Genomic DNA, 21,736 nt, shown 5'->3' with positions numbered 1-21,736 from the left:
ACCAGAAAGCAATGAGCATCAAAATAAAACAGCGGGATATAACGGATTGCGGGGCAGCTTGTTTAGCTTCAGTAGCATCACATTATAAGCTTGATCTCGCGGTAGCCCGTATCAGGCAGCTTGCCGGTACCGATAAAAAAGGAACCAATGTATTGGGCATGGTTGAGGCCGCTCAGAAATTAGGGTTTGAAGCCAAAGGCGTAAAAGGACCTTTTGAAAGCCTGTTCAAAATACCCAAACCCGCCATAGCGCACTTAGTGGTAAAAGAAATTTTGCACCACTACGTAGTAATATATAAGGTTACGGATAAGTTTGTTGAGGTGATGGACCCGATTGACGGGCAACTAAGCCGCAGAAGCCATGATGAATTTAAAAAAGAATGGTCTGGAGCGTTGATTTTGCTGTTGCCATCAGAAGAGTTTGAGGTCGGCAACGAAAAAAAATCTGTAAACAGTCGCTTTTGGACACTCATCAAACCGCACAGAAGTATTCTGATACAAGCCCTGTTTGGTGCCATTGTTTACACTATTTTAGGTCTATCAACCTCGGTTTTTGTACAAAAACTGGTCGACTTTGTGTTGGTTGACGGCAATCGCAACCTGCTTAATATTATGGGTATTGGTATGGTGCTCATTTTGGCATTGCAGCTTTTTATAGGTACAGCCAAAACCATATTTACCCTGAAAACGGGGCAAATGATTGATGCCAAGCTCATTTTGGGCTATTACAAGCATTTGCTTAGGTTACCACAGCAGTTTTTTGATACCATGCGCGTGGGCGAGATCATTTCGCGTATCAATGACGCGGTAAAAATCCGTACGTTTTTAAACGATGTAAGTATCAATTTCCTGGTAAACATATTTATCGTGGTGTTCTCATTCATCATGATGTTTACTTATTACTGGAAACTGGCACTCATCATGCTTACCGTTATTCCTTTATATCTGGCTATTTATTATATAACCGATAAGCTCAATAAAAAGGCACAGCGTAAGCTGATGGAGGATGCCGCGGAGCTGGAATCGCAATTGGTAGAAAGCTTAAACTCGGTGGGTACCATTAAACGCTTCGGGCTGGAAGATCATGCGGATGAAAAAACAGAAGTGCGTTTTGTCAGGTTGTTGAAGATCGGCATGAAGTCAAACCTGAACTCTGTTTTTTCAGGTACCTCTTCAGAATTGATATCCCGTTTATTAACTATTGCCTTGCTTTGGGTTGGTGCCGGTTATGTGATGGATAATAATATAACCCCTGGTGAGCTTTTATCATTTTATACATTGATAGGTTATTTTACCGGACCGGTATCTTCCTTGATCGGGATGAACAGAACCGTACAGGACGCGGTAATTGCAGCCGACAGGTTATTTGAGATCATGGACCTGGAGCGCGAAAAAGATGAGAACCAAATTGATCTTAGTCCTGATAAAATTGGTGATATACGTTTTGAAAATGTTTCCTTCCGCTACGGTACCCGGGTTGCTGTTTTTGATAATCTGAACCTGATTATCCCGAAAGGTAAATTTACCGCTATTGTTGGCGAAAGTGGTTCGGGCAAATCCACACTCATGTCGATATTGCAAAACATATATCCTATACAAAATGGTAATGTACGTATTGGTGAGTATGATCTTAAATACATCAACAATTCGTCTCTTCGCCGGATGATATCGGTAGTACCACAACAAATTGATTTGTTTGCAGGTAACGTTATTGATAACATCGCTGTTGGTGATAATGAGCCGGATATGAAAAAAATCATCGACATTTCGGCTAAACTGGGTATAACCGGTTTTATAGAATCATTGCCAAAAGGTTTCCAAACGTATTTGGGCGAGAACGGTACATCGCTGTCTGGTGGTCAAAGACAACGCATCGCGATAGCCCGGGCATTGTATCGTAACCCCGAGATCCTGATATTAGATGAAGCAACGTCTTCGCTTGATTCCGTATCTGAAAAGTATGTGCAAAAAATGATTGAATTTTTAAAGGAAGAACAAAAAACGGTAATTGTAATTACTCACCGTTCAAGTACCTTAAACAATGCCGATAATATTATTGTATTGGATAAGGGCGTAGTTGTGGAACAAGGCAGTCATAAAAAATTAAACTATAGCTTGAGCTAAAAGCTGAAGGCTTAAAGCGAAAAGCCAGCTCGCAATGACGGTTTTCTATAAAATAAGAAAAGCCCCGGTATACCGGGGCTTTTCTTATTTTAGCCTTTAGCCTCCTGGGTATCTCCGCTTGAGTAAAGCGTAGAATTTTTCGGTAGTAGCAGGCTTACTTTCCCAATTGTTTTTTACAACGTAATTGGTTTTCAAAAAGCGTTCGGCTTCATCAAATGAATTAAAGCGGTTTACTATTTCAATAGCTTCACTGTAAGCGAGGCTGTAACCATTAAACAGATCTTTGATATAAAGTAATTTATCGTTCAGGTTAATGGCCGACTTTAGATCGGTAATAGGCAAAACAGTCGCAGGCGATGCAACTGCAGTCACCGCTCCTTTATCTTTTTCGGCTTTTAATGCCGATATTTTTTGATTAATGGTCAGTACTTTATCGTCGGTTATAGCCTTGCTGTCATTGGTATGATCTGCAACCAGTTCCGGATCGGTTGGGGTGAATGCAGGTTCGGGAACGGATCGGGTATCTGTACCTGCCGGAGGTAGTTGTTCCGTAAGTTCTTCCTGCTCAAAATGGTCTTCTTCATCTTCCCATTCGGCAGCCTGGTCAATCTCCAGTTCTTCTTTTACAGGTTCTGGTTCATGGCGTTCAAACGAATAGGTGTCGCCAGTATTTTCGGCCTTCAGATCGATGTGCGGTACAGGTTGCTCTTCTTGTACCGGTTCTGGTTCCGGCTCGTTTTGAATGGGATTATAAGGTGGCTGAACGGGTGTAACAACAGCATCGCTTAGCTCCAGTTTGGTTTCGGTAGCGGGCTTTTGTTGTACAACAGGTTCAAAATAACGCTGCTCATGTATGTGCTCCGGTTTTTTATCTATAAGTGAAGGAGGGGGCGTGGGCAATGGAACAGGTTTGCTTATTTCTATTACAGGCTCCGGTTTTTCGGCAACGGGTGCCAGGGGCGCCGGATTAGAACGTTCATGCAGCCGGCGTAATATTTCGGCATGATCTTTTAAAAAATGAGCGTTGGCAACAAACAACTCCAACTCCAATTCGTTGAGTTCACTGCTTTCTGCTTCAAGGTAATTATATTGGTCATTAAGCTCTTTTAAAATACCACCTATCTTTTTAAATACATCCATTTGCTTCATGGCTTCAATCTTAGAAAAATGCTTACCAAAAATAGGATTAAATTCTGATATTTGCCCTCCACAATAGTCAGAATGGTATTTAACGAGGAAATTTTTAAACGTAAAAGTGAATTGGGCGGAAGTATTGAAGTGATCTGCGGATCGATGTTCTCTGGTAAGACAGAGGAACTGATCAGAAGGCTTAACCGTGCCCGTATCGCGAAGCTGAAAATAGAGATATTCAGTCCTAAAGCCGACACTCGTTTTGTTGAAGATGCCTTGGTATCACATAATGCCAATTCTATTCCTTCTACCCCAGTCGACAGTGCTTCGGCTATATTGTTACTGAGCAGTGATGTTCATGTGGTTGGTATAGATGAGGCCCAGTTTTTTGATGATGAATTGCCCGATGTTTGCAATATATTAGCCAATAAAGGAATACGCGTAATAGTGGCAGGTTTGGATATGGACTTTAAGGGGCGCCCGTTTGGCCCGATGCCGGCTATTATGGCCATTGCCGAGTCGGTTACCAAACTGCATGCCGTATGCGTACGATGTGGTAACCCGGCGCTTTATTCATATCGTTTGGTTCCTGATGAAGCCAGAATACTCCTGGGTGAACAGGAAAGCTATGAGCCTCGCTGTCGTATTTGCTACCATAGCTAACTAAAGCAAAGTATTTTTTGCATAAATCTCTCTTTTTCAAAACAAAAGGTAGCATGTTGTTTGTTTATGTTTAGGATATATTATGGTGTTTATAATTTAATTTTTTAATTATAATTAAAGCTCCATACAGTATTCATTCTTAAGCAAATGACTTTATGGCGAAAAAAATCTTAGTGATCGAAGATGATAAGGACATCAGGGATACCATTGTGTACGTGCTGGAAGAGGAGGGTTATGAAGTGATAGCTTCTGACAATGCCAGAATACTGAAAAAGGTGCATGAGCTGGAGCCTGATCTGATAATGCTTGATAACTGGCTTACCGATTGGACAAGCGATTTAAGCGGCCAGCAATTGAGCAAAGCATTGAAAAGCGATCCGGCTACAAGCCATATACCGGTAATTCTTATTTCGGCAGTTAATAATTTAAAAGAAATTGCCCAGGCCGGCGAAGCAGATGACTACATCAAAAAACCGTTTGACCTAACCGAGCTGACCGAACTGGTGAAGCGTCATATCAAAATAAGTTTGTAAAAGAAGATCAAGATAGGTGTAACAGCCGCATACAGATACGGGTGATATGCTTGCGAGAAATTACCATATAATTTACTGCCATTGCTAAACTCAAGCACTATTTTGTCAGTTTTATGAACCGTGTTATTGTTACACTAAGAGTGCGTATAAATGAGGTGGTATAACGTTGCACACGCTTACAAATGAGCACCTTTTTATTGTGTTTTTTCAAACTAAAAGATGATAAAAAAACTTAATTACCTTACTTATAGTTAATTGTTGATTATTAACCGTATCTTTACGTAATTAAATAACAATATAATGCAAGGAACAGTAAAATTTTTCAATGAAAGCAAAGGTTTTGGATTTATTACACCAAGTAATGGTGGTGCCGAAGTTTTTGTACATGCCTCAGGCCTTATTGACACTATCCGTGAAAACGACAGTGTTACCTACGATGTAGAACAAGGTAAAAAAGGCTTAAATGCGGTAAATGTAAAAGTAGGTTAAATAACTATTATTATAATCGTACAAGCATCTGCACATTGTGTGGATGCTTTTTTTTGTGCCTGATAATTGGATAAACAAAAAAAGCGGATGGTTTCAGCCATCCGCTTTTTTATTCATGGGCTATTACCCGGTAATTACTTAGTTCAAATACGATTGTAAAAGATTTGATTTGGAGTTATGACGCAAGCGCATCAAAGCTTTATCTTTTAATTGGCGTACACGTTCGCGGGTAAGATTAAATTTCTCACCTATTTCCTCTAAGGAGTGAGGGGCATAGCCACCCAAACCGAAGAATAGAATAATAACTTCACGGTCGCGTTCGGCCAATATGCTTAATGAACGTTTGATCTCCTGTGAAAGAGAGTCCATCATCAACTCGGTATCAGTCGCTGCATCGGTGCTTTGTAATACGTCAAGCAAAGTGTTTTCTTCGCCTTGTATAAACGGAGCATCCATAGATATCTGACGACCGGCATTGCTCAGTGAATCGGCAATTTTATCAACAGATACTTCCAAATCTTCAGCCAGTTCCTCAGGTGTTGGCTGCCTTTCAAATTCCTGCTCTAATTTCGAAGCCGCTTTATGAATCTTACTTAATGAACCAATTTGGTTTAAAGGTAAGCGCACAATACGTGATTGCTCCGCAACAGCCGATAATATAGACTGACGGATCCACCATACAGCATATGAAATAAATTTAAAGCCTTTGGTTTCGTCAAAGCGTTTTGCTGCTTTAATCAAACCTAAGTTTCCTTCGTTTATAAGGTCGCCTAAGGTAAGGCCCTGATTTTGGTACTGTTTTGCTACTGATACTACAAAGCGAAGGTTAGTTTTTGTTAACCTTTCTAATGCAGCCTGGTCGCCCTCACGAATCTTTTGCGCCAGGATCACTTCTTCCTGTGCACTAATTAAATCTACCTTGCCTATTTCATGCAGATACTTTTCAAGCGACTGAGACTCGCGGTTGGTAATGGATTGGGATATTTTTAGTTGTCTCATTTTTTTGAATAGATTTTTTTCAAGCTAATAAACAGTCCGATAAGATTTTTGTCCGGTTAGCTTTAACCGGGCGGTATTAAAAAATAAATTAAATTAAACTTTGCTTCCGTAAATTTTACTATACCCGGGATAGTTACGAGGGTTGGCTAATGCTGTTATTGCAGTACGAAGCGTGGTGTTAGTAACCAATAAATGTTTAATCAAATGTATGATCTCTTAAATGGATGCACAAAGATACTCAATTAAATGCTATTATTGTGTCAAAATTACATGACGCAAGGATGTAATAACGGTTTATTATGTTCTTTTTTTAATTTAGTTGGTTATTTCTGCACTTGTCTCTTCTTTTTTCGCCCGGTTCTTATTCCATTTTATCTTAATCTTACCGTCATCCCCGTCTGTTGCTAATATATGCAAAACAATACCACGCATACGTTTTTTATTTCGTTCAGTTTGATCAACTATTGCGGTATCCTTTTTGGGATTACGCAATGGGATGTCGAGCGCTATGTTGGTACCCCTTGATAAAGAATATACTCCGGCTACATCCATATTCAATACACTTGAGTTGATCTGCATGGGGCTGATAGTAATTTTATCGCCGTTAATGTCAAATTTACCCTTCAGGTTTGAAAAAGTAATATTATTCAGGTCACGAAACGGGAACGCGAATTTCCCTACGCTTGTTATCGGGCTAAAGTTGATCAACGCGCCTTTCTGCAAATCGATTGTCGCCACTCCATTTAACGATCGTGGTACCAGGTTACCGTCATTATTGATGCTGCCGGTGATATGCGCCTGTGCCGATAGAAATCCCTTTAAATTTTTTGACGAAAAGCTCTTCAGTCCAAAATCATTAAACGAGTAAAAAAAGTTACTCACGTTTACATTGTCAACCTGGGTGTTGAGCAAAAAGTTATTTACCTTACCATTTTGAACAATGTTACCCGCCAGTTTTAGTGAACCACCAGCATGTTTAACGCTCACATTCTGCACCTTTATAATATTATTATCCAGTAAGAGATCGGCAGTGGCATCGGTAGCTAAAAACTTTTTATAGTAAACTTTGGCAACACGCAGGTGCAGTTCCGCTTTGCCTTTGTCAAAGGCCGTGTTTAGCTTGCTGTTTAAATTTATTTTAGTGTTTTTTGTTTTAGCAGATGTTTGACTTTGCCGTGCATTCAAAAAACCTAAAAATTCGGCTATGTGTAGCTGCGGACTTGTTATTTGCCATACGATCAGTATTTTTTCAGGGGCGGTGTAGTACAGATTTAAAAAATTACTCACCTTTCCTTGCATATTTACCACACTATTACCAGTTTGCAAGCGGATATTATTCATATACAAATCGTTCTTATAAAATCTTAGTGCAATACCCGTATTTTTAAAATGAAGGTTACGCGGTAAATAACTTACGTCGGCATTTTTGATGTTAACTACACCATTCAGTAAAGGCTTGTTTAACTCGTAATTTACCAGGTCGGCTTTGTAAGCCATGGTAATATCAGCAGTACCTTTTGTAAACGTAAGGCTCTGCTCGCCAATAACGGGATTAAGCTTTTCCACATCAAATTTCGATCTGAATACACCGGTTGCAACCGGTGTATTTAAATTGTTAATGAAAGCTGTATCAACGGTAAAAGGCAAACCTTTATAATCGCCATTAAAATGATAGAGTTTAATAATTGAATTTTCATCGCCTAAACCTTTACCATTAACATAATTATTGCTGAACACACCATTGAAACTACAATTATTAATACGGCCTCCGGGAGTGGTGAGCGTGTTATCCTTTACCTTACAGGTAACAAAAATCAAGGGGTCACCGGCGCCAAAGCTTCCCTTCAGATTAGCAGTTACGGCAATAGGGGCATCCAGATCAAACATCCGCAGACTTTTAGTGATATTGGCCGCCAGCAGATTTGATGCGCTTTTCCAAAGGATATGATCGTCGGCTATGTTAAGCGTAAAATTAACCGGATCTTTGGCCAGGTTAAATTGCCCGCCAATGGTAAAGGTATCATCACCAATCCCTAATTTATTGGGTGCCACGGTGATCAGCTTGTTTTTATTATCGTAACTGATATCAAAGGGGCCGTTGAGCAGTTTATCCTTCATAAAGCTTCCCTTTTTTGTGTTAAACGAGAAGCTTTTTACCAATGTCTTTAACTGAAGGTGCGCTTTCCAGCCGGTAAGGGGATAGTCCATTTTACCGTCGATATCCTGCACCTCAAACTGAAATAATTTAGACGCCTTACGGTCGTTCACAACAAAATCAACATTGTTTAACTCAAAGCGTTTTATCTGCATGGATGAACTGCCTTTTTCTTTAGTGGGCGCGCTTTTTGGATGTTTGCTTTTAAAAACCGCCGTATTGCTATAACCGATACTATCTGTAAACAGGTCGATCTTAGCATTGCTGATCTCTACTTTATTAATAGTAACTGTGCCTTTTAGTAAAGCGCTGGCATCTACAGAAACATAAATATCTTTTGCGCTTAGTAGGGTATGGTGATGATTGACCCAAAGACTATCTTTCAAAGTAACATCTTTTAGCGCCAAAGACACCCCAGGAAAACCTTTAAAAAAAGTAGGGTTGAGACCTCCGATGGTGAGGGTTCCGTTGATGTTTTTGTTCAGCTCGGTAGTAATAAGATTAAGTACTTTTTGCTTGTTGTATGCTACATAAGCGGCAATACCGGCAATTGCTATTATAATTAATACTATAATACCACCCAATACTTTTAATGCTGTTTTAACCCAATGAGGCATATTTGTTAATTTACCAATAAAGGGTTAAATAACCTAATTGTTTGGATATAAAGCGTATGGTTGTAAAATGTCTGCTCTTTTTTACAAAGTTTATCATTGATTTCAGCGATATCCTGTAACAAAATTTATCCGGAAATATCTTAATAATTTACCTTACCGAATGAAAACACTATACCTTTTAACTGCTATAGCAATTTTACTTATTTGTAAACTACCGGCATCTGCCCAGGTAAAACAATTGAATGAATTGGTATACACCAAACAATATATTCAACTGGAGCAGGCTTTATCCGGCACTAATCTATCCGCAAATGACAAAATGCTTTATAGTGCGTTTTTAACCAACGCGTTTAATCAACCCGCAGCTTCCAATTTGCTCCTGAAAAAAATATTTGCCCGTAAAATAGCCGCAAATGACGGCAAACTGCAATTTTATCTGCACCGCATAGCTTATGATAACTATGTTAAACTGAATAACTATAAAGCCGCCCAAACTGCTTCTGAACAATTGGTTAAATATTATAGTACCTGGTTTAGCAAGAGCGAATTAACCGATCAGCAGGAAGAAAATAAGATATGGGCGGCACTTACAGCTACCCCTGCTCAACAGGTGCACAAACAGGCATCATCATCTATCCTGATAAAAAAGGATATGGCCGGTTTGTGGAATATCCCTGTGCAACAACAGGATAGCAATTATCTGTTTGTTTTTGATACCGGTGCCAATATATCAACCATAACCGCTACCTATGCCCAAAAGCTGCATTTGGATGTGGTTAAAAACTCCCAGGTGAGTATTGAGGGTGGCATGAATGGGGTAAGTACCAAAGTAAATTTAGGTATAGCCAAACAATTGTACATAGGAAAAGTACAGATCAATAATGTCCTATTCCTGATATTTCCGGATAGCGCCTTGAGCTTTGCCGGCGGGGCCTATAAAATAAACGGCATTATCGGCTTGCCTGTTATTAAAGCCCTTGGCGAAATAACCATTGGTAAAGATACTATGCAGATACCGTTGGTGATACATACAGAGCCTGTTCCGCACAACCTGGCACTTGATCTGCTGCAGCCTGTGATTTACATGGAGTATCACGGTAAATCATTGCCTTTTACGTTTGACACCGGTGCGCAGGTAACTTTGTTTAGCGATAATTTTTATAAACAATTTAAGCCTCATTTGGATAGCATCGCCAAAAAAGACAGTTTGCATATGGGCGGTGCCGGTGGCTCAAGGCGAATGAAAACCTTAAAAGTACCGCAACTGACCTTTACCATTGATCATAAACAGGTGCTTTTTAATAACACGCAGGTGAACCTCGAAGAAACACAAGTGAGCGATAAATATTACTACGGCAACATGGGGCAGGACATGTTTGCGCAATTTACCAGCATGACCATCAACTTTGTTAACTCGTCGATTGCTTTTGGTAGCAGAAAGGAATCGGTAAAGTAGTTATTTACTGTTGATCAGCTTCAAAGCCTCCTGTATGTAGTGTAAACCCTGATCGGAATAAGGTAGGGTTAAGGCAAACTTGTGCCCATGCGCATCCATTTTAAGCAGTGATTTTTTGAGGATGTTGATCACCTTATCGGCCTCGTATTTAGGGTGAAATTCCTCATACTGAAATTGCAGGAAAACCAGGCAAAGGGCGTTTTCCATAGTTTGTACATCTTGGTCAACCTTTATCTTTTGCTTAAGCAGGATCTGTCTTGTCCGGGCAATCTGCTCGGTACCGTACCCAACGTTTTCCATAATGGCAGCTGCTTTTTCGGTATGGTATTGGGCCAGATCCTTACGCCATTTTAAATAGGCTTCCCGGCCTTCGGGATAGGTGTTACGCGGTATTTCCCAGCGACCGATATGCTGGCTCCGTGAGGCAAGCAATAACTCTTCGCTGGCATTAGCATCCAGTTTATTTACCCAGTTGTACAGTTCAATAGCCAAAAAATACTCCTGCGGATAGCTTTTATTTTCCCAGGTAAAGATGTTGGGATCTTTTTGATTGTAGGCATCAAATTGCTCAAAAGCGGCATTTAGTTTGGTCATTGTTATTAATTGTTTTAACTGGAATACTCTTTGAGCAACTGCCGGTAACGGTTAAGTACGCTTGATTTGGATATAAAGCCTACAAATTTATGCTGATCAACCACGGGTAGGTTCCAGGTATTGGTTTCATCAAATTTTTTCACAATTTCCCGTACATCGTCTTTTGCATCGATAATGGCTGGCGGGGTGACCATCACTTTTTGCACGTTCAACTCATCATACAAGTCCTTATTGAACATAACCGGCCTGATATCATCCAACCGGATAATACCCTCCAATACATGGTCGTCATTAGTTACCGCTATAAAATTTTTCTTTCCAACACTGATCAATTCGATCAATTCCGGAAATGAAGCGTATATACTGATCTCCTGGATCTCGCGGTCAATCAGATCAGACGTATGCAACAACAGGAGCAGGTTTTGATCGTGCTCGCGGGTAAATATCTTACCCTCTTCGGCCAGTTGCTTTAAATCGGGCGATATGGCCGAAAAGCGTTTGGCGATTAGGAACGACACCACCGAAACAATCATCAGCGGTAGAAAAAGATCATACCCCGAGCTCGACTCTGCGATTAGAAATATGGCTGTCAAAGGCGCATATAGAACCCCGCTCATTACCCCGGCCATACCCACAATTACCATATTGGTTACCGGGACATTCGGGATACCGATCTGAGTGCATACCACCGCTATAAAATAGCCCAGTGTGCCGCCGGCAAATAACGAAGGCGCAAAATTACCACCATTGCCACCGCCATAAATAGTAATGGATGTAGCAAAGGCCTTTAACAAGCAAATAAAACCCAGAAACAACAAAATAAACCACTCATGAAAAGTGAAATATTTAAAAAAGCTAACAGCTACTACCGATTCTATCTTGCCGGTGGCAAACACTTTAATGGTGGAGTACCCCTCGCCAAATAGCGGCGGGAATAGTACACAGAGTATAGATAGCAACAGCCCGGCTATGATAGCTTTTTGCAGCCTGCTTCTTTTGAGGTGTTTAAACCGATGCTCCACCCATTGAGATATTACCACAAAATAGCGGGCATACAAACCGCAGGCAATGCCCAGCACAATATAAAACGGTATATTTTTATAGTTAAAGGCCTGCCTTGATGTAAATTGAAACAGTGCTTCCTCATTTAAAATGATCCTGGACACCAGGCTACCGCAAACGGCCGCCACAACCAGGGGTATAAAATCGGTAAAAACAACGCCGGTGAGCAATATCTCAAAGGCGAACATCATACCCGCTATGGGCGCATTGAAGGCAGAGGCTATGCCCGCTGTAGCACCCGCCGCCAGCAGCAGCGTACGGTCCTTATAATCCAGTTTATAGGTTTTGGCATAGTTGGAGCCAATGGCCGAGCCTGTTACCGCGATAGGGCTTTCCAAACCCGCCGAACCACCCAAACCTACCGTAATGGCACTTTGCACTATCTGGGAGTACATTTTTACCGGTGATACCAGGCTGGAGTTCTGGGCAATTTCATACAGTATGGCCGGGATGCCTTTACGATCATTGCCACGGTAAATGTATAATACCACCAGTGCGGTAAGTACAATGCCCAGCAAGGGGAATACCACGTAAAAAACGATCTGCTGCTCAAACTGGAACCGGGAGGTGATGAGGTAATGAATATAATGCACCAGCATTTTTAAAACTACTCCGGCCAAACCAGCCGTACAACCAACCAGGATACCTGATAGTATCAGGAAGTGGCTGTGTGAAAGGTAATTGCGTACCCAAAGCAGCACTATTTCATAACTCCTGACCTTTTGAACACTGTTGGCCCTGAAATCGCGCTGAAACTTAAAAAAATTATGAAAACGTTTTAATTTACTGTACTTGCTCAATGAAAACCTCCCGGCTGCAATTTAGGCATAAATTTGGAGCAAGGGCTAAGATATTTAAATCCGGAAAATTCACTCATCTGCCTTTGCTTCATTTTATGGCGACAAAAGCTTTTTAAACCTTTTATTTTAACACTTTTCAGGCCTAAATTGGATGAAAATCACTCAAAAGTTGCTCAAGAAACCCTCATTTTAACACTTTTTAACAAATTTTAACGCGGTTATGAGCAGCTTTTGAAACTTTAAAAAGTATTAACTAATTGTCAAATAACTATGTTAAATGGTGAACTTTTGATCCATTTTATCCCTTAACAAAACAGCACGCTTATCCGGTAAAAAAATAAGCGGGCTGCCTTTAATATAAATTAAGAAAAATTTCGGAAGTACCCGGACTTCTGCCCAATGGTATTGTGGCTTCAGTTTTCAGCGAACTGAAGTTGGAAGCTTTAACCATGCCACCCACGAGATACGCTACGCTAATCTCGCGGGAGCGAGTATTTGTAGAGACGTATATTTGCATCTCCCGAGTTTTTACTTCTTCCGTCCCAAAGTCATTTCTTTCAAAGCATCTTCATTCAAAAGCTTGAAGCTTTTACCATCGAGGGTGATGAGCTTATTTTGTATAAATTCCTGCGTTACCTTAAAAAAGGTTTCGTACACTACACTGGCATAAGAGGAGATATCCTGACGGGTGAGTTCGATATCAACAAAGCCATTCTCATTCAAACCAAACTGGTTACGGAGCGATAACAGTGCCTGGGCTATGCGCTCTTTTACCGGCATGTGCGCCAGGTTGCGCATCCGTTTTTCCGACTCCTGCAATTCATTGGCAAAAAACTTCATGAGTTTGTACGTAAGCTGGCTGTTTACATTTAATGACGACTCAAAGAAATCCATTTCAACGTAACACACAATCCCCGGTTCAACAGCCGTAGCCGAGACAGGGTAGGTTGACGTATCACCCAAGCCCAGATGCCCCAGAATATCCCCCTGTTTGGCAAAACGCAGAATCAGGTCCTTTTCCTGGTCCCATTGTTTGTGAACCTTTACCACGCCCTTATACATAAAATAGATGCCGGCTACATCGTCGCCTTCCTTAAACAGCTGCTGCCCCTTTTTTAGGGTGATATTCTGTTTATGGGCGCCTATCGCCGGAAGCCAGTCTTTAAGGCTGTTGCGGCACAAAAAACAGGTATTCAGATCGCAGGTATGGGCGGCTTTTGTCATAAAATGTTGAAGATGCAATAATAAATAAATAATTACTTAGCCTCACTTAAATCAGATGCGTATCGACTCACCCCGACATCGCTACGCTTGTCGACCCCCTCTTCAGCTTCGCTGGAAAGAGGGTAAAAAACAACGTCATCGCGAGCGTAGCGCGGAGAGATTTTCGTGCCCTCTTTCCGCCGCAGGCGAAGAGAGGGTAGTCCAGCGAAGCGTAGACTGGGTGAGTCGATTCTACAACAGGGTATTAATAATTATTTATTGTTTAGATAATGTAATTTATATTAAAATGTAAAATTAATGTTTTAATTATATTGTTTATACAATATTTATAAATAAAAAACCTAATTTTGTACCCTGAAAAGCTGGCCTTAACAATCAATTGCCGGCATCATAAAATGGAACCATTAAAAAAAGCTGTAAATAAAGCCGGGATACCCATATCGCCCGCATTAAATTATATCGAGAACCCGTCCAATACAGGAAACGGCTTTGTCCAAAAAAAACGATTGATATTTATTTCCTGTTTATCGGTGGCCGTAGCTGTAGCTATCAGTCTTATCGCTAAAGTGTTGATCTACCTTATCAATCTGGTTACCAATATTTCTTTTTACGGATCATTCAGCCTGGGTTTTCACTCACCGGCGAACAACCACCTGGGGCCATGGGTTATTATTATCCCGGCCATTGGCGGCGTATTGGTAGGTATTATGGCTTTTTACGGTTCAAAAGCCATCCGTGGGCATGGTATCCCCGAGGCTATGGAGCAAATATTGGTTAACGAAAGCAATATCAACCCGGCTATTACTTTTTTAAAACCCATATCATCTGCCATTGCCATAGGTACTGGTGGCCCATTTGGCGCCGAAGGACCTATTATAGCAACGGGTGGCGCTTTGGGGTCGACGCTGGGACAGCTTTTCCGGATAACCGCTAATGAACGGAAGATCATCCTGGCTTCGGGCGCAACGGCGGGTATGTCGGCCATCTTTGGTACGCCCATAGCGGCTGTGTTTTTGGCTATTGAGCTGTTGTTGTTTGAGTTTTCGCCCAAATCTATACTGCCTGTGGCTTTAGCCTGTATCACCGGTGCGGCTGGCCATCATTTGCTGTTTGAGGCAGGCCCGGTATTTCCCATGCCCGATTTGCCAACACCATCAAACCTGGCCCTGGGTATTTACAGTTTTATGGGCATCATTATCGGCTTTTTATCATTAGGAATCACCAAAATAGTATATATTATTGAAGATTATTTTGAAGAGCTGCCTATTCATTGGATCTGGTGGCCGGCCATTGGTGGTCTGGCTGTAGGTATTATCGGGTTTTTTGCGCCGCATACGCTGGGGGTGGGTTATGATAATATTACAGGTTTGCTATCGGGCAAATGGCCGCTGATCATTATCTGTAACCTACTGTTTTTAAAATTCTTGTCCTGGGCTATTGCGTTGGGGAGCGGCACATCAGGCGGTACTCTGGCTCCATTGCTCACGATGGGCGGGGCTGCCGGGGCGCTTACAGGCACGCTTATTTTATTGGTGTTCCCTAACTCGGGCATCAGTATCCCAATGGCCGCGCTGATCGGTATGTCGGCCATGTTCGCGGGGGCTTCGCGGGCTTATTTAACCAGCATTACTTTCGCGCTGGAAGCTACGATGCAGTCACATGCGCTGCTGCCATTGCTTGGCGCTTGTACGGCAGCGTACATGGTTTCGTTTTTCCTGATGGAGAATACCATCATGACTGAAAAGATAGCCCGTCGCGGTATTTTTACGCCTGACTCCTTTGAGCCCGATCTGTTGCAAAAAATGGTGGTTTCGCAGGTGATCAGCGATGAGGCAACAGTCATCAACATCAATAACAGCATAGCCGATGTGCGTGCCTGGGCAAGTACCAATAACATTCATGACAATTATCTCATTGTAGTAAATAACGATGGTGAATTTAACGGTACTTTAAAGCTGACGGATCTGTACAGCAGCAATCTTGATCCAGCCTCGCCTTTGCAGGATATGCTAAAAAAGGAAGCAAGGGCTTTTGTTAAAAATACCGATACATTACGGTATGCTATGGAAATGATGTCGAAAACCGATGTGGAAGTGTTGCCCGTACTATCACCAGATGATAAACAGGTAATGGGAATATTGTCCTACCGGGATATCATTTCGGCCTTTAAAATGGAAGCTGATAAAACACAGCAGCCTTATGTGAAAATATCCCTCAAGCGCCAGCGTATGAAAATGCTGGTAAGGGGCCGGAAAACGGAAACCCCATCTAAACCTCTCTAAAGGGGAAGGCTTTAAAAGGAGGGCGGATGTCATGCTTAGCTTGTCAAAGTATGGAGAGGCAGGCCTCTGCGCTCTACCCTTCGGCGGAGTCAGGGTGACCCCCCTTTTAGCTATCACGCCATTGCTTGGTAACTCACAATGGCGCGTTTTTATTCTGCTTCGCCCCTTAGCAATGACAAGTGATCTATATCATCGTCAACAAAAAATCTTTTAACACCACCGCATGGTTTTGATGTTCATCATGAACCGAATAGAGCAGTGTAACCGTATCATGGGTTTTTATGAGATCCACCAGTTCGTTAACCGCTTCTTTTGACTGTTGCAGTTCGACGATGTAGTTATGCTGAAATTCGGCCCAGTTTTGCGGGTTGGCATGATATTGTTTGCGTAATTCGGTTGATGGGGCTATATCTTTCATCCAACGGTCAATCTGTGCCCGATCTTTGGTTACACCGCGCGGCCACAACCGGTCGATCAGTATGCGCAGGCCGTCTGTTTTTTCGGCTGGGTTGTATATCCGTTTTATTCGTAATTCGCCCATTATAATTATTGAATTATTGAGTTAGTGAATTATTGATTAAGGTAATATTTAATTTAATTAAAAGCCAGAGTCCGTGGGATTTCTTCCTCGGGGAAGGGGAGAAAGGGGTTTAATCACCTGATAAATTTAAGCCACTTCGTATAAGCCCCTCCCTGCATTTGTGCGCAATCCTGTCGCACCCCTCCCGTCAATGTCATTAAGTTAAGGATACTCCGTAGGAGTAAAAGCTTTGTAGAAAGCAAAAATAAGTATTCAGCATGCCGTAGGTATGCAACCTGAGTGCAGTACCTACGACACTGAATTGAAAATTGCCCTTTTTCTACAAAGCTTTAACCCCCGATGGGGTTTGCAAAATTCCTTAACTTAATGACATTGCCCCGTGGGGAGGGAACTGAAAAATATGATTTTCTTTTCGTTGTCTGTGTCCTCACAGACAACTTATTGCTCCCAAACATAAAAGCAAATCGTTTGTGAGGACACAGACGATGGATGTAGAGTTAGAAAATATCCAACAATTTAGGAAATATATGGACCTAAATAATCATATTCCTCTTTCAGGGTGACACCCACCCTCATGTCATTACGAGGAACGACGTGGCAATCCCCAATATACAGAGTCGCTCTGTAAGTCGGGGATTGCCACGCTATCGCAATGACGTGCTCTTTGTAAATAATTGGGTTCATATCTTATGTAATACGTCATTGTATCTTCAAGGCCCATGGATTTTAATTCTCAGGGTAATATCCCTGTATAAATCTATTGGTTTTTTCCTGGTCTTGATTCTTGACTCTTGGTTCTTGTTTCTCGTTCCCGATTTTTTTTCAACACAGAGTCAGGGTAAAGTTCATGGGGCGTGTCATAGCTCCAAAAACACAATAAATATTATAGACATGAACTTTTACACTTACAATGACAGCCTCTTATTAACTATTTTAAAAATATGGACATTTTTTTTAATAGTATTTGCAGGTACCAATGCCCAGGCTCAGGATCATGACCGTGCCCGCACCAATGTGGGTTTAGTTTACCCGTTAAGCAGCAACTGGACAAAAGCACCACGCGATACCAATAGCTTTTCTCTAAATCTGATTGCCGGTGTATCAGCCGCTGAGCGCGGGGTCACCATTGCCGGGTTCTCCAATATTATTCACAATGACGCGCGTGGTTTCCAGATAGCCGGATTTTCAAATCACGTAGGGAAAAACGCCGATGGTACCATGGTAGCCGGATTTTTAAATACTTATGGCGGCGGTCATGGGGTAGCGGTTGCCGGTTTTGCCAATATAGCGGCCAACAGCAGCGGCGCCCAGATAGCAGGCTTCCTGAATAAAGGCGGTAATGTTTCAACCTTGCAGCTGGCTGGTTTTATGAATATAGCCCGCGACAATAAAGGCACCCAGATTGCCGGTTTTATGAACCTGGCTAAAAAATCAAAAGGTACACAAATAGGTTTTATCAATATTGCTGATAGCGCCGGTACACAGATAGGCATCATCAACATAGCCAAAAACGGCGAGAAAAGCCTCGGCGCTACTATCGACGAAAATCAAACCGCATTGTTAACCTTTCGCTCCGGCGGTAAAGTATTTTACGGTATTGTAGGTGTGGGCTACAACTTTAATAATAAAAAGCAAAAATATGCTTACGAGGCCGGCTTTGGCGCACATGTGTTAACCATCCAGTCGTTCCGCCTGAATACAGAACTGGTTAACGGCGGACTGGAAAGCTTTAAGGATAGGGATGAGTACTGGAAGTCGACATTCCGGCTGATGCCATCATTCCGGATAGCCAACAAAGTGGACATATTCGCCGGTCCGTCTATCAATTATGTGAACACCAATACCGAAGAAGGGCGTAAGCTAACCACCAGGTACATCAACAGCTGGACACGCCATGATGGCCGCGATCTGCATGGTTTCTATTGGGGTTATACCGTAGGTATACAGGTGGCTTTGTAATAGCCTCATCGAATTACATTCCCTCTCCACGGGCTACTGTGTGGACACATCTTTTAATGTGCCCTGTAGGGGCTGAATGTCGGTAGAAGAAGGATCAAAAGAAATTTTTACGTGCCGTAGGTACGTCACTTTTTAACTTCGTGGGGCAAATAATAATGCATTAATAGACCCTAAGTCGGTTAGTGTAGTACCTATGGCACTAAAAGAGGTTAACTTTTATTATTTCTACCGACATTTTGCTCCTCTGGAGCAGCTTTTTTTAACTATTAGTGCATTCAAAAGATGTGTCCACACAGTAGCTCCACGGGAGGGGTGTGATGGGCTGAGTTGTGGCAGGGAGGGGTTTATGCGATATGTATCACGTGAGGTTAGAGCCAAGGCGCAGAATCGACTCGCCCGACCATCGCTCCGCTCGGTCACCCTCTTCGCCTACGGCGGAAAGAGGGTAGGGGAAATAAATTTCTTTCAAAACACAGTCAGGGTAAAGTTTACCGGGCGTGTCATACTATCAAACAACAGATAATAATTCAATAAAATGATCACAAACAAAAACCAAAAAATGAAAGCAATTAAATTATTTGCAACGGCAGCTATCCTGGTTACTTTAGGGATAGGTTCTGCAAAAGCTCAGTCGACATCAGATCTTGAATTTGGTATAAAGGCAGGTGTTAACTTTTCTACCTTAAAAACAGGCTTGAGCGCTATTAACGATAAATCGGGTAAAATAGGTTTTAACGCGGGTATATTTGCCAGGGCCGGACAAACCTTGTATTTTCAACCGGAGTTAAACTATGTAACCTTTAGCGATAAATACCGTTTTAATTCTAATTCGTACGAAGCTAAATTCAGGCAATTGAATGTCCCTTTAATGGTAGGTTATAAGATTGTAAATACTGCCGATCTGAATTTCAGGGTATCAGCCGGTCCGGATCTGTATTATAACCTTAAAACACCAATTGCTCCGGAAGGATTTAAATACAAAAAATTTAGCGCCGGTGGTGTGATTAACGCGGGTGTTGATATTGGCAGCTTAACTTTTGATGCACGCTACAGCCTGGGTTTAAGCAAGGTGAATAAGGAGCTTGGTCAAAAAGCCAATATCTTTAGCCTGGGGGTTGGTTTTAAATTTCAATAGTTTATAAAAGGGAGTCAAGAATTATGAGTCAAGAATCAAGACAAGAAAATAGTAACAAGCGAATTAATTTTGTCCCTATCTTGATTCTTGACTCTTGGTTCTCGATTCTAATCTAAAAAGCCCATAATGGATAATAAGGAGATGACAGCCGATCTGGTCAGCGAAAACGAGGCCGTTTTTGAGCAGCTGTTCAAAAAACATTTTAGGGAACTCCACGCGTATGCTTTCTCGTTATTGAAGGACTGGGATGTGGCGGAAGAGATTGTACAATCTCTTTTCCTTAAACTTTGGGAAAAAAACGAATGGTCGCATATACAAACATCCATTAAATCGTACCTGTACAAATCGGTATATCACGAAAGCCTGAACTATATCAGGCGGCAAAAAGTTCAATTAAAATATCAAACCTCAACAGCGTATGCCATGAAGAACGATACAGATGATGCGGCAGGCAAACTAAAAATGAGCGAACTGGAACATCATTTAAACAATGCCCTGGGTAAACTGCCCGAAAAATGCCGGGCCATATTTCAGCTGAGCCGTTTCCAGGAATTAAAATACCAGGAAATAGCCAACCAGCTGGATATATCCATAAAAACTGTAGAAACCCACATGGGCAAGGCGCTGCGGATATTAAGAAAAGAAATGAAGGAATTTTTACCACTTATTGCATTAATGCTATTTAATATGTTTAGATCATGAAACAGGATATGAGCGAAGATATACTGATCAAATATATTTTGGGAGAGGCCAGCACTGATGAAGGGCAGGAAATTGAAACCTGGAAGCGTGCTAATCATGCCAATGCCAAAAAATTTGAAGAGGTAAAAATTATCCTGGAAACCGGTAAACGACTGGCCGAGGTTAGTCCGCTGGGTGAGGCCGAGGCCTGGGAGAAATTTAAGGAGAAAAGAGCGACTGCCAACAGGGAGCCCGTTAAGGTAGTTTCGATAAACAGGAACAAGAGCGCCAACACCAACTGGCTGCGTATAGCCGCGACAGCAATATTGCTCATAGGCGGTGGTTGGATAGGCTATTCTTTATACCAGCAGAATGCAGCTAACCGGGTGGTGAACATCCAGGCAAATAACGAGGTACGGGTAGATACGCTGCCTGATGGATCGGTGGTGCATTTGAACAAGAATTCGGGCATAAGCTATACCGGTACTTTTAAATCGAAGCGTGAGATAACACTTACCGGCGAGGCATTTTTTGATGTGACGCATGATGAGGCAGCCCCCTTTACCGTGCACGTGAATGATGTGACCATTAAAGATGTAGGCACGGCTTTTAATGTAAAAAGCAAGCAACGCAACACCCAGATCATTGTAGAGAGCGGGATTGTACAGGTAAGCCGCAGCAACAACGCGGTAAGGTTAACCCGTAATCAAATGGTGAGCATCAATCCCGAAGATAAACAACTGAAGGTTGAAAAAAGCATCGACGATCTGTATAGCTATTACAAGAACCCAGTATTCAACGCCAATAATATACCGCTGTGGCGCCTGGTTAATGTATTGAACGAAGCTTACAGCGTGAATATCAAAATAGAGAACGCTGCCATGCGTAATATCCCTATCACCATTCCTATTAAATGGTCCGAGCCCCTAAACAATGCATTGAATGCCATAAAAGGTACCACCCCTGCTATGAATATCCTGCAAGTAGGAAATAATTTCATTATCAGATAACAAAAGAGGCTGTATCATCAATCCTGATCAGCCTCTTTTTCTTTAATTTATCCGGGTGCTCAGTGTTACAAAACCCCTCCCGTTGAGAGAAATTAAAAACACTTCTCCGCCGGTTCAAGCGTCAACGCTTGAACCCATACTTAAGTAAGCGTCTACGCTTACCTAAAATAATATCCAGGCGTGGACGCCTGGATTGGCGAATTTTTCGGAAGATTGTTGGTTCGGCTAAAGCCAGCAAATTATTCCATTATCCGTCCCATAAATGGGACGGCAATGAATAGA

At 41.9% G+C, this 21,736-nt stretch carries 17 protein-coding genes; 10 read left to right on the top strand and 7 right to left on the bottom strand.

Features of this window, described 5'->3' with window-relative positions:
* Positions 1 to 11: 11 nt before the first annotated feature.
* A complete protein-coding gene (locus ACNURT_RS22080) occupies positions 12 to 2,123 on the top strand; it encodes a peptidase domain-containing ABC transporter (RefSeq protein ID WP_370996358.1) in 2,112 nt (703 codons plus the stop codon).
* Positions 2,124 to 2,219: 96 nt separating this feature from the next.
* Here the strand turns inward: ACNURT_RS22080 and ACNURT_RS22075 are convergent, their stop codons facing one another.
* Positions 2,220 to 3,272, bottom strand: coding sequence for a hypothetical protein (locus ACNURT_RS22075; protein WP_419699530.1), 1,053 nt, complete (start codon positions 3,270 to 3,272; stop codon positions 2,220 to 2,222).
* A gap of 72 nt (positions 3,273 to 3,344) precedes the next feature.
* On the opposite strand from ACNURT_RS22075, the gene ACNURT_RS22070 reads away from it, so the two are divergent.
* The 3 genes from ACNURT_RS22070 (at position 3,345) to ACNURT_RS22060 (ending at position 4,939) form a co-directional block, all read left to right on the top strand.
* Entirely contained in the window at positions 3,345 to 3,917 is a 573-nt protein-coding gene (locus ACNURT_RS22070; RefSeq protein WP_419699529.1) for a thymidine kinase, read from the top strand.
* A 155-nt stretch (positions 3,918 to 4,072) separates the two neighbouring features.
* Complete coding sequence (locus tag ACNURT_RS22065) at positions 4,073 to 4,450, top strand: response regulator (RefSeq protein WP_370996361.1); 378 nt, start codon at positions 4,073 to 4,075, stop codon at positions 4,448 to 4,450.
* Between the two features lie 297 nt (positions 4,451 to 4,747).
* Positions 4,748 to 4,939, top strand: coding sequence for a cold-shock protein (locus ACNURT_RS22060; RefSeq protein ID WP_076378023.1), 192 nt, complete (start codon positions 4,748 to 4,750; stop codon positions 4,937 to 4,939).
* A gap of 138 nt (positions 4,940 to 5,077) precedes the next feature.
* Here ACNURT_RS22060 and ACNURT_RS22055 read toward each other — a convergent pair whose 3' ends face one another.
* Together ACNURT_RS22055 and ACNURT_RS22050 are read right to left on the bottom strand one after the other, a co-directional pair.
* Positions 5,078 to 5,938, bottom strand: a complete 861-nt coding sequence (locus ACNURT_RS22055) for a sigma-70 family RNA polymerase sigma factor (protein ID WP_076378021.1) — start codon at positions 5,936 to 5,938, stop codon at positions 5,078 to 5,080.
* Positions 5,939 to 6,253: 315 nt separating this feature from the next.
* Entirely contained in the window at positions 6,254 to 8,710 is a 2,457-nt protein-coding gene (locus tag ACNURT_RS22050) for an AsmA-like C-terminal region-containing protein (RefSeq protein WP_419699528.1), read from the bottom strand.
* A 160-nt stretch (positions 8,711 to 8,870) separates the two neighbouring features.
* Here ACNURT_RS22050 and ACNURT_RS22045 point away from each other — a divergent pair, with 160 nt between their 5' ends.
* Positions 8,871 to 10,166, top strand: a complete 1,296-nt coding sequence (locus ACNURT_RS22045) for an aspartyl protease family protein (RefSeq protein WP_419699527.1) — start codon at positions 8,871 to 8,873, stop codon at positions 10,164 to 10,166.
* On the opposite strand, the gene ACNURT_RS22040 is transcribed toward ACNURT_RS22045, so the two are convergent.
* The 3 genes from ACNURT_RS22040 to ACNURT_RS22030 all read right to left on the bottom strand — a co-directional run bounded on the left by ACNURT_RS22040 (position 10,167) and on the right by ACNURT_RS22030 (position 13,846).
* Positions 10,167 to 10,760 (bottom strand): DUF4202 domain-containing protein, encoded by a 594-nt coding sequence (locus tag ACNURT_RS22040; protein WP_419699526.1) that lies wholly within the window; start codon positions 10,758 to 10,760, stop codon positions 10,167 to 10,169.
* Between the two features lie 14 nt (positions 10,761 to 10,774).
* Positions 10,775 to 12,622, bottom strand: coding sequence for a chloride channel protein (locus ACNURT_RS22035; RefSeq protein WP_419699525.1), 1,848 nt, complete (start codon positions 12,620 to 12,622; stop codon positions 10,775 to 10,777).
* 528 nt (positions 12,623 to 13,150) lie between these two features.
* Positions 13,151 to 13,846, bottom strand: a complete 696-nt coding sequence (locus ACNURT_RS22030; RefSeq protein ID WP_419699524.1) for a Crp/Fnr family transcriptional regulator — start codon at positions 13,844 to 13,846, stop codon at positions 13,151 to 13,153.
* Between the two features lie 395 nt (positions 13,847 to 14,241).
* Between ACNURT_RS22030 and ACNURT_RS22025 the strand changes: the two genes are divergently transcribed.
* Positions 14,242 to 16,128, top strand: coding sequence for a chloride channel protein (locus tag ACNURT_RS22025; protein ID WP_419699523.1), 1,887 nt, complete (start codon positions 14,242 to 14,244; stop codon positions 16,126 to 16,128).
* A 184-nt stretch (positions 16,129 to 16,312) separates the two neighbouring features.
* Here the strand turns inward: ACNURT_RS22025 and ACNURT_RS22020 are convergent, their stop codons facing one another.
* A complete protein-coding gene (locus tag ACNURT_RS22020) occupies positions 16,313 to 16,669 on the bottom strand; it encodes a DUF488 domain-containing protein (protein WP_419699522.1) in 357 nt (118 codons plus the stop codon).
* 891 nt (positions 16,670 to 17,560) lie between these two features.
* On the opposite strand from ACNURT_RS22020, the gene ACNURT_RS22015 reads away from it, so the two are divergent.
* From ACNURT_RS22015 to ACNURT_RS22000, 4 genes are all read left to right on the top strand, one after another.
* Entirely contained in the window at positions 17,561 to 18,628 is a 1,068-nt protein-coding gene (locus tag ACNURT_RS22015) for a hypothetical protein (RefSeq protein ID WP_419699521.1), read from the top strand.
* Between the two features lie 559 nt (positions 18,629 to 19,187).
* Positions 19,188 to 19,763, top strand: a complete 576-nt coding sequence (locus ACNURT_RS22010; protein ID WP_419699520.1) for a porin family protein — start codon at positions 19,188 to 19,190, stop codon at positions 19,761 to 19,763.
* A gap of 126 nt (positions 19,764 to 19,889) precedes the next feature.
* Positions 19,890 to 20,465: an RNA polymerase sigma-70 factor gene (locus ACNURT_RS22005; RefSeq protein WP_419699519.1), complete on the top strand. Its 576-nt coding sequence runs from the start codon at positions 19,890 to 19,892 to the stop codon at positions 20,463 to 20,465.
* Positions 20,462 to 21,454: a FecR family protein gene (locus tag ACNURT_RS22000; RefSeq protein ID WP_419699518.1), complete on the top strand. Its 993-nt coding sequence runs from the start codon at positions 20,462 to 20,464 to the stop codon at positions 21,452 to 21,454. The genes ACNURT_RS22005 and ACNURT_RS22000 overlap by 4 nt, the downstream gene beginning before the upstream one ends.
* Positions 21,455 to 21,736: the final 282 nt, after the last annotated feature.

The organism is Mucilaginibacter sp. NFX135 (assembly GCF_048565145.1).
Taxonomy (GTDB): domain Bacteria; phylum Bacteroidota; class Bacteroidia; order Sphingobacteriales; family Sphingobacteriaceae; genus Mucilaginibacter.
Note: the sequence above shows the minus strand (reverse complement) of the source record. Positions and strands in the feature narration are given on the sequence as shown.